Raw genomic sequence first — 13,596 nt, forward strand, 5'->3', positions numbered from 1 at the left:
CCCACCGACCCGCGGTCCGCCTGTGAGCGGCCCCCGTCCGGGCCGCCCGTCTATCCGACCTCGGCGGTGTAGGTCCGCCCCATCCCGAAGGGCCCGCCGAACTCCACGCTCGCGGGGGTGAAATCCCCCTCGGCGGTGACCACGCCCTCGGCCCGCTGGCCCGGGCTCAGGGTCATCGTGGCGATCTGGTCCTCCGCCTCTCCCAGGCCGCTCGTGGTGTCCTTCTTGGTGCCGTCGTCGGCCACGATCGAGAAGTAGAGCGGGTTGACGTCGACGTTCTCGTCGCCGTTGTTCTCGACGGTGACGTACACACTGGTGAAGTCTCCACCGTCATAGAGGATGCTCGGTGTGAACTCGACGGCCTCGGCGGTGACGACGACGTCCTGTTCCTCCTCGGGGGCCGCCTCCTCCGTGTCCTCCGCCGCGGCCTCCTCGACCTTCTCCTCCTGCTCCGTCCCCTCCCGTGCGGTGGTCGGCTCCGGAGGGCCGTCGTCGAGGTCGCCTCCCGAGACGGCGGCCACGCACCCGCCGAACAGGAAAAGGACGAGGAGGAGACCTCCGCATCCCAGGCCGAACTTCTTGCCCGTGGACATGCCTGGTCGCGGGGAGGCGGGCGGCATGGGCCGACCGTAGGGGGGCTGCTGGGAGTCGCCGGGGTGAGGCTGCTGGGGCTGGGTCACGGTGTGCTCCGGTCTGGGTGTGAAGAGGCGGTGGGGACACCGCCGAGACGCGCCGGCGGTGGAAGGAGCCCCCGGCGGGCGAGGACACAGAGAAGGAGAGGCGGATGCACACGCCTTCCTTCGCCCCAGAGGACCTACGGAACTCCTGAGGCACTCACACAGTACACAGATATTGTGAACATGGGCAACCACACGCAGAAGATCGATTCATTCACAACTGTGAAGTCACCAAGAGGCCTCCTGGACGGCACGCACGCGCAAGGAGGGAGCGAAAAGGACCCGGACGAGGGCGGACCCGTGGCGACCGCCCGACGAAGGACCGCTCGAAACGACGACACCGGCCGGACAGGAGTTCTCCTGCCCGGCCGGTGTCTCACGTCGACGTGGCTCAGGTGGCTGTGGCCGCGCTCCCCACGGCGGGGGTCCGGAACACCTGGTGCGGCTGGAAGATGCAGATGTTCGTCTCACCCTGGACGTTGGCGTCGGTGATCTCGACGAAGTAGGCGTAGGCCGTCCGCTCCTGTAACCCGGCTCCGACCTGCACCTCGCCCCTGTTGAGTCCGGCGTGGTCGTGCCCGCGCCGCCGCTGGATGAAGATGTTGTCCCACCAGGTCAGGTTCTGGGTGTCGAACTCTCGGGCCGAGGAGCCCTTGGACAGCCGGTGGATGTAGTAGGCGTCGGGGCCGCCGCTCTGGTCCAGGGTCTGCCAGGAGCAGAACAGCTCGCCCACCTCGGGAACGCCGTCGATCTCCTGCCCACCGGAGGGGGTGAAGGAGGCCTTCAACTCCTCACGCCGCGAGGTGTAGTGCTCCACGAACCGCCGTGAGACCTCGCCGTCCTGGTGACGCGAACGGGTCTGCACGCTGCCGTCGGTACCGCGCACCTCGATCGTGTACTCGCCCTCGGCGAGGAACCCCGTGGGCAGGTTGACCATGTACCAGTAGTAGTCCAGGGTCCGGTCGTAGATGTGGCCGTCGGTGTTGGCGGGGGTGAAGACCTGGTTGGTGAATTCCACCTCGTACCCGCCGGGGCCGCGCGCGGTGATCGACTCGACCAGGTCTGGCGTCGGCACCCCCGGGGTGGGATAGAAGGAGACCAGGAACTTGTGCTGCTCCTTGGGCAGCGACGTTCCCTCGAAGTCCCAGTAGACGTCGCAGGCCATGATGTCGTAGACGCGCAACGGAGGGTTGCTCACGTTCGTTCCTTTCGTCGCGGGAGCGTGAACCGTCCTCGTGAGTGTGGTCCCGTGGGGAGCGTGCGCGCATCGGTCAAACCTCGGTGAAACGGCGTACCGGTGGAAAAGCCCGCAGCCTCCCCTTCCCCGGGAACGGGAGAACCGATCCATGCCGCTGCCGGTCCTCCACCGCGTGGTCCTCGCAGCCGAAAAGAACGAGGAAGGCGTTCGAAGAACGTCGTCCGACGGTTTCGGTCCGCGCTTTCTACGTCGCCTCGCATAATGCCGGGGCGAGGGCATCGAACCCAGAACTGTCCTCGACTTTCCAAGAACGGAGGATTTCGACGAGGACGTCCTTTTCCGGCCGGTGAGCGTGGAGTTCCGAAGGCCTCGGATCTCCGAGGAAGACGGCCGCCCCGTGGTGGACCCGGTCCAGGCTCCGCGAGAGTCCGGACTTTCGGCCGTCACGGCGAGCGACGTCGAGAACCGGCCTCCCCCCGGGGTCTCGACCGGGGCGCCCGCACACGGACGGGCGCCCCGGACGGCCGTGTGCCGGCGACCGCCCGAGGCGCAGAGAAGGCCGGTGTCACCGGCCTTCCGCCTACGACAGGTTCTTGCTGTCGATGTCCCATGCGGTGGAGCACAGGCCACAGTCCTCGCCGACGAACTCCCGGCGGGCCTGCGGATCGCCCTTGAGCTGCCACTTCAGCCACGCGGTGCCCACACGCCCGTACTCGCCGCCGTTGGGCTCGGCGAAGGTGCCGAAGTGTCCCACATCCAGGTGCCCGATGAAGGCGGGCAGGCCTTGGGGCAGTCGACCGTAGTCGTCCACGGCGTTGGCGTAGGCGATGTCGCCGGGGCCGCCGGTGAAGTAGGCGATGGGGGCGTGCAACCGGTCGAGCTGGTGGTTGTCACGGTCGTTCAGCATGCCGCTGTTCCACAGCACGGTGGTGGTGATCCGGGGGTCGTCGGCCACCTCGTAGGTCTCCAGCCCTCCGCAGGACTGCCCCATCACGGCGATCTTGCCGGTGTCGAGCCTGCCCCGGTAAGGGCTCAACAGACGGCTATTCTCCGCGATCGCCCAGTCGACGGCCTCGATGAGCATGTCGGCGTCGGTACTGCCCCTTCCTCCGGGGCGTCCGTTGGCGATCACCAGGAAGCCGTGCGAGGCGAACTCGGTGAGGATGTTCTCGAACCACGTCCCGTCGGCGCGGCAGGCGCCGTTGCCCCAGGCCACGATCGGCAACTTCTCGTCCCGGGGAAGGTCGACGGGACGGTAGATCGTGTGGTCACGCAGGCGCAGGGTGGTCACGTACTCGGCGTCATAGGGCCCCGACCCGCCCATGGTCTCCACGGTGTCGGCCGACGCCGGCGAAGCGGGAAGGACGGTGGCCGCCATGAGCAGGCCGAACAGTGCGGCCGAAGCCCGACGGATCAAACTCGGTGATCCCATATTCCGACTCCTCAGGGGGTGTGCTGAACACAGCGGGAGATCTCTTCCAGCGCGCTGAACCCCGAATATTCGCCACCGGGAAACCGCTGTCAACACACCCTCACGAAGGACCCGTGATTCTACGGATGCCCGCGCATTTTCTCCGATTTCTCATTCTCCACATCCGTGAGAACACGCATGGGCGACAATCGCACTCCTGCGTCCACACCGGATGCGGCGTGTGCTCGCCGAGAAAGTGAGCGACCCTCCTCCCGAAACCCGCGCTTCTCCACCCTTTGGTGTGTGTTCTCGTTGGAGCCGTGAAGGGACACCGTCGACGCGGCGGACGGGGTCGGACCTTCACCGTCGCCCACGGCGACGCCGGAAAGGACGGCCACGGGACCACCGCCCCATGCCCGCACACCACGCCCTGTGGTGTACTGGCTCGCGACCGGTCGGCGGCGGAGGGAGCACGGGATGCTGTTGGGCTCTGACACGGACCAGGAACTCGCGGTGCGGGTGGGGCGGGAGGAGATCGACCGCGAGGGACTGTGGTCCGCGGCCGCCGCCGTGGCCTCCCGGATCCACGGGGCCCGCGCCGTGGCGGTGCACGGCGCCCCCGACCTGTCCACGGTCGTCGCGGTCGTGGGCGCTCTGTCGGCCGGGGTGCCCGTGGTCCCGGTCCCCGCCGACGCGGGGATCGACGAGCGCCGCCACATCGTGCGCGACTCCGGCGCCGCCCTGTGGCTGGGTCCCCCTCAGGAGGGGGTCGATCTGCCGCACGTGCCCGTGGACCCCTCCGCACGTTCCCCGTTCACCCTGCCCGAACCCTCCCCCGACGCCACCGCGTTGATCATGTACACCTCCGGGACCACCGGCCCGCCCAAGGGCGCGGTCATCTCACGCCGTGCGGTGGCCGCCGACCTGGACGCGCTCGTCGACGCCTGGGACTGGACGCCTGAGGACGTGTTGGTGCACGGCCTGCCCCTGTTCCACGTGCACGGCCTGGTGCTGGGGGTACTGGGCGCCCTTCGCGTGGGCAGCCCCCTCCTGCACACCGTGCGGCCCTCCCCCGCCGCCTACGCCGCCGCGGCCGGGGCCCGCCCCTCAGGAAGCCTGTTCTTCGGTGTGCCGACCGTGTGGTCGCGCATCGCCCGCGATCCCGACAGCGCACGCGCCCTGGCCCGAGCGCGTCTGTTGGTGTCCGGCAGTGCCCCACTGCCCGACACGGTGGCCGAGGCACTGCGCAAGACGGCCGGGCACAGCCCCGTGGAGCGGTACGGGATGACCGAGACGCTGATCACCGTGGCCGCGCGCGCCGACGCGGCGCGACGTACCGGCTGGGTGGGCACGGCGCTGCCCGGGGTCACGACGCGGCTTCGGGACGAGCACGGCCGGCCCGTCCCCGACGACGGTCGGAGCATCGGCGAGTTGCAGGTGCGCGGTGCCACCCTGTTCGAGGGCTATCTCGGTCTGCCGCGGGCCACCGCCGAGTCCTGGACCGAGGACGGCTGGTTCCGTACGGGCGACGCGGCGGTGCGCGATCCCGAGGGCCTGCACCGGATCGTGGGGCGGATGTCGGTGGACATGATCAAGACCGGTGGTCACCGCGTGGGCGCCGGCGAGGTCGAGGCGGCCCTGCTCGGCCACCCCTCGGTGGTCGAGGCGGCGGTGGTGGGCGAGGCCGACGACGACCTCGGCCAGCGGATCGTGGCCTACCTGGTGGGCGAGGACATCCGCCCCGAGTCCGTCATCGACTTCGTGGCCCGACGCCTGTCGGCGCACAAACGCCCGCGTGAGGTGCGCGTGGTGCGCGAGTTGCCGCGTAACGCGATGGGCAAGGTGCAGAAGAAGCTGTTGGAGGGCGCCGACGGTCCAGGGGCGTGCGAACACCGTCCCCGACCCGTCAGCCGAACACCTCCAGCAGCACGATGACCAGTCCGATGACCAGCATCGCCACGAGCATGAAGTAACAGCCGACGTTCGCGGTGGGGCCGGGGTCCCGGGTGGGCCCTCGATGGATCTCGTTGGCGCCCTTGCCGCGCCCGGTGCGCCGACCCGACTTGCTCTTCTTCTTGGCCATGTCCGGTCCCTCTCCTCACCGTGCCGCGTATGGTCCCTGTGGACTGAAGACCCTACGGCACGGGAGATCCGGCCTCCACCGGGCGTCCGCACGTTCCGCATCCCCGCGTCGAGGGGCCCACGACCCCCTTGATTGGAATCATTCCAGAAAAGCTGCTTTAATGGGGGCATGCACCAAACGGAGACCGAGGCCCTTCTCCGGAATGCCTCGTTGCGCGTGACACGACCACGGGTCGCGGTCCTGGATGCGGTCGGGGCCCACCCCCACGCCGATGCCGGCACCGTTCTCCAGGTCGTCCGCGACGAGCTCGGTGCAGTGTCCACCCAAGCGGTGTACGACGTGCTCAAGGCCCTGACCGACTCCGGACTCATCAGGCGGATCGAACCGGAGGGCTCACCCGCCCGCTACGAACGGCGCGTGGGCGACAACCACCACCACGTGGTCTGCCGCGGCTGCGGCGCGATCGCCGACGTGGACTGTGCGACCGGCTCGGCCCCCTGCATGACGGGCTCCCAAGACCACGGTTTCGCCATAGACGAGGTCGAGGTCACCTACTGGGGCATCTGCCCCGACTGCCAGAAGCGCTGACGGCAGCCGGTGTCCTCACCACGGCACCACAAAGATCCCATCTCAGGACGAGGAATCGATGACGCAGGACAACACCAAACCGCTGACCACCGCCGGCGGCGCCCCCGTCGCCAACAACCAGGACAGCCTGACGGCAGGCCCCCGCGGGCCGATGCTGCTCCAGGACCTGTGGTTCCTGGAGAAGCTCGCGCACTTCGACCGTGAGGTCATCCCCGAGCGTCGCATGCACGCCAAGGGTTCCGGCGCCTTCGGTACCTTCACCGTCACCCACGACATCACCAAGTACACCAAGGCCGCGATCTTCTCCGAGGTCGGCAAGAAGACCGAGATGTTCGCCCGCTTCTCCACCGTCGCCGGCGAGCGTGGCGCCGCCGACGCCGAGCGCGACATCCGCGGTTTCGCCCTGCGCTTCTACACCGAAGAGGGCAACTGGGACGTCGTCGGCAACAACACCCCGGTGTTCTTCTTCCGCGACCCGCTGAAGTTCCCCGACCTCAACCGCGCCGTCAAGCGCGACCCGCGCACCAACATGCGCTCCGCGGAGAACAACTGGGACTTTTGGACCAACCTCCCCGAGTCCCTGCACCAGGTCACCATCGTGATGTCCGACCGTGGCATCCCGGCCGGCTACCGCCACATGCACGGCTTCGGCTCGCACACCTTCTCCTTCCTCAACGAGGCGGGCGAGCGCTTCTGGGTCAAGTTCCACTTCCGCACCCAGCAGGGCATCAAGAACCTCACCGACGAGGAGGCCGCCAAGGTCATCGCCGAGGACCGCGAGTCCTCCCAGCGCGACCTGTTCGAGGCCATCGAGCGGGGCGACTACCCCAAGTGGACGATGTACGTCCAGATCATGCCCGAGGCGGAGGCCGCGGACTACCGCTTCCACCCCTTCGACCTCACCAAGGTCTGGTCCAAGAAGGACTACCCGCTCATCCCGGTCGGCGAGTTCGAGCTCAACCGCAACCCGGAGAACTACTTCGCGGACGTGGAGCAGGCCGCCTTCACCCCGGCCAACCTGGTCCCGGGCGTCGGCGTCTCCCCCGACCGCATGCTCCAGGGTCGTCTGTTCTCCTACGGTGACGCCGCTCGCTACCGTGTGGGCGTCAACCACCACCAGATCCCGGTGAACTACCCGCGTGGCGCCAAGCTGGTCAACACCTACCACCGCGACGGTGCCATGCGCGTGGACGGTAACCAGGGCGGCGTCCCGGGGATCGAACCCAACTCCTACGGCCGTTGGCAGGAGCAGCCCGCCTACGCCGAGCCCGCACTGGGCGTGGGCGCCAGCGCCGACCGGTTCGACTACCGCGAGGACGACGACAACTACTTCCAGCAGCCGGGCGACCTGTTCCGCCTGATGAACGCGGACGAGCAGCAGCGACTGTTCGAGAACACCGCGCGCGCGATCGACGGCGCCTCCCAGGCCACCATCGAGCGCCACATCAGCAACTGCACCAAGGCCGACCCGGCCTACGGTGAGGGTGTGCGCAAGGCCATCGAGGCCCTCCAGGCGGGCAAGGTCTCCTCGACCGACCCCAACTCCGACAGCGTCTGAGCAGTGCCTGACGGCCTGACCCGGACCTGATCCACCGAGCCGACGCGGCCCCGCCGCGTCGGCTCGGCCCTTTTCGGGAACCGGCTCAGGGCAGCAGGTGGGCGCGACCGAACATCTGGGCCGTGGCACGGGCGCTGGGCGTGCCCGCGTCGAGGTCGGCGCCCGCGGCGACGAGCATCGCCACGACCGCCTCCTCCCCCTTGAAGAGCGCACCGGCCACAGGGGTCTGGTCCCGATCGTTGCGCAGGTCCACGTCGGCCCCGCGCTCGACCAGCGCGCGCACCGTCTCCTCCTGCCCGTGGTAGGCGGCGAGCATCACCAGGCTGTTGCCCTGCTCGTCACGGGTGTCCACGGGCAGACCGTGGTCGAGGAACTCCAACAGCTCCTCGGTACGCCCTTCCCGGGCGAGGTCCATGGCCAGGGCGATGACGCGGCCGGTCTGCTCTGGTGAGAGTTCGTTCATGGACCCATGCTAGAAGCGCCGCCCCGCGTCGAGCACGCTCGCCGAGACGGCGGGGCGGTCCGCCGCGCCGTGGCCGTCGACCTTGGGCGGGACAGCGGACCCGCGCTCTCGTAACGGCACCGCGGCGCGGTCCACCGCCACTGCGAAGGGCATGCGGTTCTGCCACCTCCGGCCGAGGGCGGGCCCGTTCGCGGAGCCGCGCCGAATCAGGCCGGCCCCGTGTCCACTACTCGGTACTTTCCCTTCACGCTCTCCGAAATCTTTCCGGAAGACACGCTGCCAGGTAGCGAATGCCCCTGTGCACAAGGCGGATAGCAGGCATGTCGCTCCGCCGCCGCCACACTCCCGCACATCTGCGTCCGGAATTTTCCGGAAGATTATTGACAACATGAGGTGCCGGATGGACACTGTCAGCACCGACAGCACTCACCCGCTGTCAGCGTGTGTCACCCACCGCGACCCGAGTCCGGGACGGCTTCCGCTCCGGGACCACCCCCTCAGGTCGCACCACCCCCCATCGGTCCTCTTACAGAGGAAGCACACACATGAACCACTCCTCCACACGACCCCGGAACCGCGTACGCGGCCGCGCCGGACAGTTCCTCGGACGTGTCTGCGCGGTCGCGGTTGCGATGGTCACGGCCATGGCGCTGCTGCCCGGCGTCGCCGCCGCCCAGACCGTCAACTCCAACCAGACCGGCAACCACGGCGGCTACTTCTACTCGTTCTGGACCGACAGCCCCGGCACGGTCTCCATGCAGATGGGCTCCGGCGGCAACTACAGCACCTCCTGGAGCAACACCGGCAACTTCGTCGCCGGCAAGGGTTGGGCCACCGGCGGACGCAGGGCCGTGACCTACTCGGGCACCTTCAACCCGTCCGGCAACGCCTACCTGACCCTCTACGGGTGGACCCGGAACCCACTCGTGGAGTACTACGTCGTCGACAACTGGGGCACCTACCGGCCTACGGGAGACTTCATGGGCACGGTCACCAGCGACGGCGGCACCTACGACATCTACCGAACGATGCGCTACAACGCCCCCTCCATCGAGGGCACCGCGACCTTCCCCCAGTACTGGAGCGTCCGACAGTCCAAGCGGACCGGCGGAACCATCACCTCCGGCAACCACTTCGACGCCTGGGCCCGCGCCGGGATGAACCTGGGCAGCCACGACTACATGATCATGGCGACCGAGGGTTACCAGAGCAGCGGCAACTCCAACATCACGGTCGGCTCCTCCGGTGGCGGTGGTGGCGGTGGTGGCGGCGGAAACCCCGATCCCGGGAACCCGGGCGGTTGCACCGCGACCCTCTCCGCCGGCCAGCAGTGGAACGACCGCTACAACCTCAACGTCTCGGTGTCCGGCTCCAACAACTGGACCGTGACGATGAACGTCCCCCAACCCGCTGAGATCATCGCCACCTGGAACATCAGTGCCAACTGGCCCAGCTCCCAGGTGTTGACCGCCCGCCCCAACGGCAACGGCAACAACTGGGGTGTCACCGTCAAGCACAACGGCAACTGGACCTGGCCTACCGTCTCCTGTAGCGCGAACTGATCCCTGACCACGGGTGACACCGCACCTGAAGGGCGCGGCGGCCTCAAGCCGCCGCGCCACACCCGTGCCCGGGTCGGGCGGCGCCGCCGTCGGGGAACCGTGGCAAGGCGCCCACCGCCTGGCGCGCTCGCGCCATGAACGGCGTGGAGGCGCTACCTCGGGCTGACACGCGGTGCCGTGTCCCCGCGTCCTGGGGTCCGTTCGGCCGATCAGATGGTGGGCGGATGCGGTTCTATCGCAGCGCGCACGAGGGGAGACTCGTCACGGACCGCTTCTCCGGTACCCCCGGCCAGAACGTGAGACCGCCCGGGAATCTCCGACCCGACGGGCACAGGGGCCATCGCGCTTCCGGTCGTCGGAACCCGTAGGTGTACGGGTTCATGGTGCACCGAGTGTTCTGCGATAGAGGAGCTTTTCTGTTGGAGTACGCACAAAACGCCACCTTTATACCGTAGATCATGGTGGGGGGAGAAAGAAACCGTTCCCGGTCGTACCCCACCACGTCGCGGGTGTCAGGCGTGGGCCCGTCCCCGCTGGGGAGGACCCACCCCTGTCAGGCGCCCACGTAGTCCGCCAGGTGCTCCCCGGTGAGGGTGGAACGGGAGAGGACGAGGTCGGCGGGCGTTCCCTCGAAGACGACCCGACCACCGTCGTGACCGGCACCGGGGCCCAGGTCGATGATGTGGTCGGCGTGCGCCATGACCGCCTGGTGGTGCTCGATGACGACGACCGACGTTCCCGAGTCCACGAGCCGGTCGAGCAGACCCAGGAGTTGTTCGACGTCGGCGGGGTGCAGGCCCGCGGTCGGCTCGTCGAGGACGTAGACCCCGCCCTTCTCGGCCATGTGCGTGGCCAGTTTGAGCCGTTGCCGTTCGCCTCCCGACAGGGTGGTCAGCGGCTGGCCGATCCTGAGGTAGCCGAGCCCGACCTCCTCCAACCGCCGCAGGATCCGCGCCGCCGCGGGCACCTTCGTTCCCTCACCGCCGAAGAAGCCGTGCGCCTCCACCACCGACATCGCCAGGACCTCGCTGATGTTCCTGCCGTCGTCAGGGCCGCCGAGGAGGTACTCCAGCACCTCCGCCTGGAACCGTCTGCCGCCGCACTCCTCGCAGGTGGTGGCGGCTCCGGCCATCATCGCCAGGTCGGTGTAGACGACGCCGGCACCGTTGCAGGCGGGACACGCCCCGTCGGAGTTGGCGCTGAACAACCCCGGCTTCACACCGTTGGCCTTGGCGAAGGCCTTACGGACCGGGTCGAGCAGCCCGGTGTAGGTCGCCGGGTTGCTGCGCCGCGAGCCGCGGATCGCGCTCTGGTCGATCGAGACCACACCCGCGTCGGTCGGCACCTCCCGCAGGAGCGAGCTCTTGCCCGAACCCGCCACGCCGGTGACCACGGTGAGCACGCCGAGCGGGATGTCCACGTCCACGTTCTTCAGGTTGTGGGAGTCGGCCCCGCGGATCTCCAGTACGCCGCTCGGCGTCCGCACCTTGGGCTTGAGCCCCGTCCGGTCGTCGAGGTGGCGGCCGGTGAGGGTGCCGCTGCCCCTCAGCTCCTCCACCGTGCCCTCGAAACAGACGACGCCGCCCTCCGACCCGGCGCCGGGCCCCAGGTCCACGACGTGGTCGGCGATCGCGATCGTCTCCGGTTCGTGCTCCACGACCAGCACCGTGTTGCCCTTGTCCCGTAGCCGCAACAGCAGGTCGTTCATCCGCCGCACGTCGTGGGGGTGCAGGCCGATGGTGGGTTCGTCGAAGACGTAGGTGGTGTCGGTGAGCGAGGATCCCAGGTGGCGGATCATCTTGGTGCGTTGGGCCTCGCCGCCGGAGAGCGTCCCCGAGGACCGGTCCAGGGAGAGGTAGCCCAACCCGATCTCCACGAACGAGTCCAGGGTCTCCCCCAGTTTCGCGAGCAACGGCGCCACCGACGGCTCGTCGAGGCCACGGACCCACACGGCCAGGTCGCTGATCTGCATCGCGCAGGCCTGGGCGATGTCGACCCCGTCGATCCGTGAGGAGCGGGCCGCCTCGCTGAGTCTGGTGCCCTCGCACTCGGGACAGGCGGTGAAGGTGACCGCCCGGTCCACGAACGCCCGGATGTGCGGCTGCATCGCCTCGCGGTCCTTGGCCAGGAAGGTCTTACGGATCTTGGGGATCAACCCCTCGTAGGTGAGGTTGATCCCGTCGACCTTGACCTTGGTCGGCTCGCGGTGGAGGAAGTCGTGCCTTTCCTTGGGGGTGTAGTCGCGGATCGGTTTGTCGGGGTCGACGAAACCCGAGGCGGCGAAGAGCCGCACCGTCCAGCCGTCCGCTTTGTACCCGGGGACGGTGATCGCCCCCTCGGAGATGGACCTGGAGTCGTCGAAGAGCCGGGTGAGGTCGAAGTCGGTGACCCTGCCCAGGCCCTCGCAGTGCGTGCACATGCCGCCGGTACGGGTGAAGGTCTGCTTCACGGCCTTGTGATCACCGCGTTCGACCTTGACCATGCCGGAGGCCTTCACCGAGGGCACGTTGAAGGAGAACGCGTTGGGCGAGCCGATGTGGGGCCGCCCCACACGGCTGAAGACGATCCGCAGCAGCGCGTTGGCGTCGGTCACGGTGCCGACCGTGGAGCGGGGGTCGGCCCCTATCCGCTCCTGGTCGACGATGATCGCGTTGGTCAACCCGTCCAGCACGTCGACCTCGGGGCGTGCCAACGTCGGCAGGAAGCCCTGCACGAAGGCGCTGTAGGTCTCGTTGACCAACCGCTGCGACTCCGCCGCGATGGTGTTGAACACCAGGGAGCTCTTCCCCGACCCCGACACACCGGTGAACACCGTCAGTCGGCGTTTGGGGATCTCGACACTGATGTCCTTGAGGTTGTTCTCCCTGGCGCCGTGCACACGTATCAGGTCGTGTCCGTCGGCGACGTGCCGGGCGGATGCCCGCTCCCGCGCTCGCGTGTCGATGCTCATCGTGCTCTCCGTCCGTGAGCGGCTCCGGCTCAGCGCTGTTCCTGGATGCGGATCATGTTCCCCGCGGGGTCGCGGAAGGCACAGTCGCGCACGCCGTAGGGCTGGTCGACCGGTTCCTGGACGACCTCGCCTCCGGCGGCCTCCACTTTCTCGAAGACCCCGTCGAGGTCGGTGGTGGCCAGGATGAGGCCGGCGTAGGTGCCCTTGGCCATCATCTCGGCGATGGTGCGACGCTCGTCGTCGGTGATGCCGGGGTCGGCGGCGGGCGGGGTCAGGACGATGGAGGTGTCCGGCTTGCCCACGGGACCGACCGTGATCCAGCGCATCCCGTCGTATCCGACGTCGTTACGGACCTCGAAGCCCAGGGCGTCGCGGTAGAAGGCCACAGAGGCCTCGGGGTCGTTGTGCGGAAGGAATCCGGCGTGAATGGTGATGTCCATGACGCTCACGCTAGAGGCGGTTCGGGCATCCGCGCTTCTTGATTCCTGATCGGTCTGGTCATCTGTTTGGCCACGCACGGCGGCATTCCCGCCGTCGCGCGTGCCGCCCGGCGACGGTAGACGCTGGGCGGCACGCCGACCAGTTCGGTGAAGCGGGTGCTGAAGGTGCCCAGGGAGGAGCAGCCCACCGTGAAGCAGACCTCGGTGACGCTGAGGTCGCCGCGGCGCAGCAGGGCCATGGCGCGCTCGATGCGCCGTGTCATGAGGTAGGAGTACGGAGACTCGCCGTAGGCGCCGCGGAACCGGCGACTGAGGTGACCGGCCGACATGTTCACTCCACGAGCGAGCGCCTCGACGTCCAGCGGCTGCGCGTACTCCCGGTCGATCCGGTCCCGGACACGACGCAGCAGGGCCAGGTCGCGAAGATACGAGGCTTCGACGAACGTACTGCTCATCTGGTGATGATGCCATGTGGCACCCACATTTCACAGTGTCGTCGCGGTGGGCGGGGAAGGCGCCCCAAACCCCACCCGGCGTCGCAAACCGTCTCTCCGGTGTCCTTCCGGGACGGGCCTCCCCGACGCCGGCGGGCCCGCCTTTGAGCGGTGGACGTTCCGACGCCCGTACTCCGACAGCACGCGGGCCGGACACAAGTCGGGTACACGG

13 protein-coding genes are annotated in these 13,596 nt (G+C 68.5%); 4 read left to right on the forward strand and 9 right to left on the reverse strand.

Annotation, left to right across the window (positions count from 1 at the left end; genetic code table 11):
* Positions 1–50: 50 nt before the first annotated feature.
* The 3 genes from PFX91_RS13750 to PFX91_RS13760 form a co-directional block, all read right to left on the reverse strand.
* The gene (locus PFX91_RS13750; protein WP_285731915.1) at positions 51–680 is read right to left on the reverse strand and encodes a DUF4352 domain-containing protein; all 630 of its coding nucleotides are present in this window, start codon (positions 678–680) and stop codon (positions 51–53) included.
* 388 nt (positions 681–1,068) lie between these two features.
* Entirely contained in the window at positions 1,069–1,875 is an 807-nt protein-coding gene (locus PFX91_RS13755; protein ID WP_285731916.1) for a hypothetical protein, read from the reverse strand.
* Between the two features lie 580 nt (positions 1,876–2,455).
* Complete coding sequence (locus PFX91_RS13760; RefSeq protein ID WP_285731917.1) at positions 2,456–3,307, reverse strand: poly(ethylene terephthalate) hydrolase family protein; 852 nt, start codon at positions 3,305–3,307, stop codon at positions 2,456–2,458.
* A gap of 456 nt (positions 3,308–3,763) precedes the next feature.
* On the opposite strand from PFX91_RS13760, the gene PFX91_RS13765 reads away from it, so the two are divergent.
* A complete protein-coding gene (locus tag PFX91_RS13765) occupies positions 3,764–5,221 on the forward strand; it encodes an acyl-CoA synthetase (protein ID WP_285731918.1) in 1,458 nt (485 codons plus the stop codon).
* Here PFX91_RS13765 and PFX91_RS13770 read toward each other — a convergent pair.
* The gene (locus tag PFX91_RS13770; protein WP_285731919.1) at positions 5,193–5,369 is read right to left on the reverse strand and encodes a hypothetical protein; all 177 of its coding nucleotides are present in this window, start codon (positions 5,367–5,369) and stop codon (positions 5,193–5,195) included. The two genes, PFX91_RS13765 and PFX91_RS13770, sit on opposite strands and share 29 nt — an antisense overlap.
* Positions 5,370–5,537: 168 nt before the next feature.
* Between PFX91_RS13770 and PFX91_RS13775 the strand changes: the two genes are divergently transcribed.
* Positions 5,538–5,957 (forward strand): Fur family transcriptional regulator, encoded by a 420-nt coding sequence (locus tag PFX91_RS13775; protein ID WP_285731920.1) that lies wholly within the window; start codon positions 5,538–5,540, stop codon positions 5,955–5,957.
* A 58-nt stretch (positions 5,958–6,015) separates the two neighbouring features.
* Positions 6,016–7,515 carry a catalase gene (locus PFX91_RS13780; protein WP_285731921.1) on the forward strand — a complete coding sequence of 500 codons (1,500 nt, stop codon included), beginning with the start codon at positions 6,016–6,018 and terminating at the stop codon, positions 7,513–7,515.
* Positions 7,516–7,600: 85 nt separating this feature from the next.
* On the opposite strand, the gene PFX91_RS13785 is transcribed toward PFX91_RS13780, so the two are convergent.
* Together PFX91_RS13785 and PFX91_RS13790 are read right to left on the reverse strand one after the other, a co-directional pair.
* Positions 7,601–7,978 (reverse strand): ankyrin repeat domain-containing protein, encoded by a 378-nt coding sequence (locus tag PFX91_RS13785; RefSeq protein WP_285731922.1) that lies wholly within the window; start codon positions 7,976–7,978, stop codon positions 7,601–7,603.
* Between the two features lie 9 nt (positions 7,979–7,987).
* Positions 7,988–8,131, reverse strand: a complete 144-nt coding sequence (locus tag PFX91_RS13790; RefSeq protein WP_285731923.1) for a hypothetical protein — start codon at positions 8,129–8,131, stop codon at positions 7,988–7,990.
* A 392-nt stretch (positions 8,132–8,523) separates the two neighbouring features.
* On the opposite strand from PFX91_RS13790, the gene xynA reads away from it, so the two are divergent.
* Positions 8,524–9,540 carry an endo-1,4-beta-xylanase XynA gene (gene xynA, locus PFX91_RS13795; protein ID WP_285731924.1) on the forward strand — a complete coding sequence of 339 codons (1,017 nt, stop codon included), beginning with the start codon at positions 8,524–8,526 and terminating at the stop codon, positions 9,538–9,540.
* Between the two features lie 553 nt (positions 9,541–10,093).
* Here the strand turns inward: xynA and PFX91_RS13800 are convergent.
* From PFX91_RS13800 to PFX91_RS13810, 3 genes are read right to left on the reverse strand one after another with little or no spacing between them, the layout of a single operon-like run.
* Complete coding sequence (locus tag PFX91_RS13800; protein WP_285731925.1) at positions 10,094–12,490, reverse strand: ATP-binding cassette domain-containing protein; 2,397 nt, start codon at positions 12,488–12,490, stop codon at positions 10,094–10,096.
* Between the two features lie 29 nt (positions 12,491–12,519).
* Positions 12,520–12,930 (reverse strand): VOC family protein, encoded by a 411-nt coding sequence (locus PFX91_RS13805; RefSeq protein ID WP_285731926.1) that lies wholly within the window; start codon positions 12,928–12,930, stop codon positions 12,520–12,522.
* Between the two features lie 5 nt (positions 12,931–12,935).
* The gene (locus tag PFX91_RS13810; RefSeq protein ID WP_285731927.1) at positions 12,936–13,385 is read right to left on the reverse strand and encodes a helix-turn-helix transcriptional regulator; all 450 of its coding nucleotides are present in this window, start codon (positions 13,383–13,385) and stop codon (positions 12,936–12,938) included.
* Between the last annotated feature and the right edge of the window lie 211 nt (positions 13,386–13,596).

It is taken from the genome of Nocardiopsis sp. ATB16-24, from assembly GCF_030271535.1.
Lineage (GTDB): Bacteria > Actinomycetota > Actinomycetes > Streptosporangiales > Streptosporangiaceae > Nocardiopsis.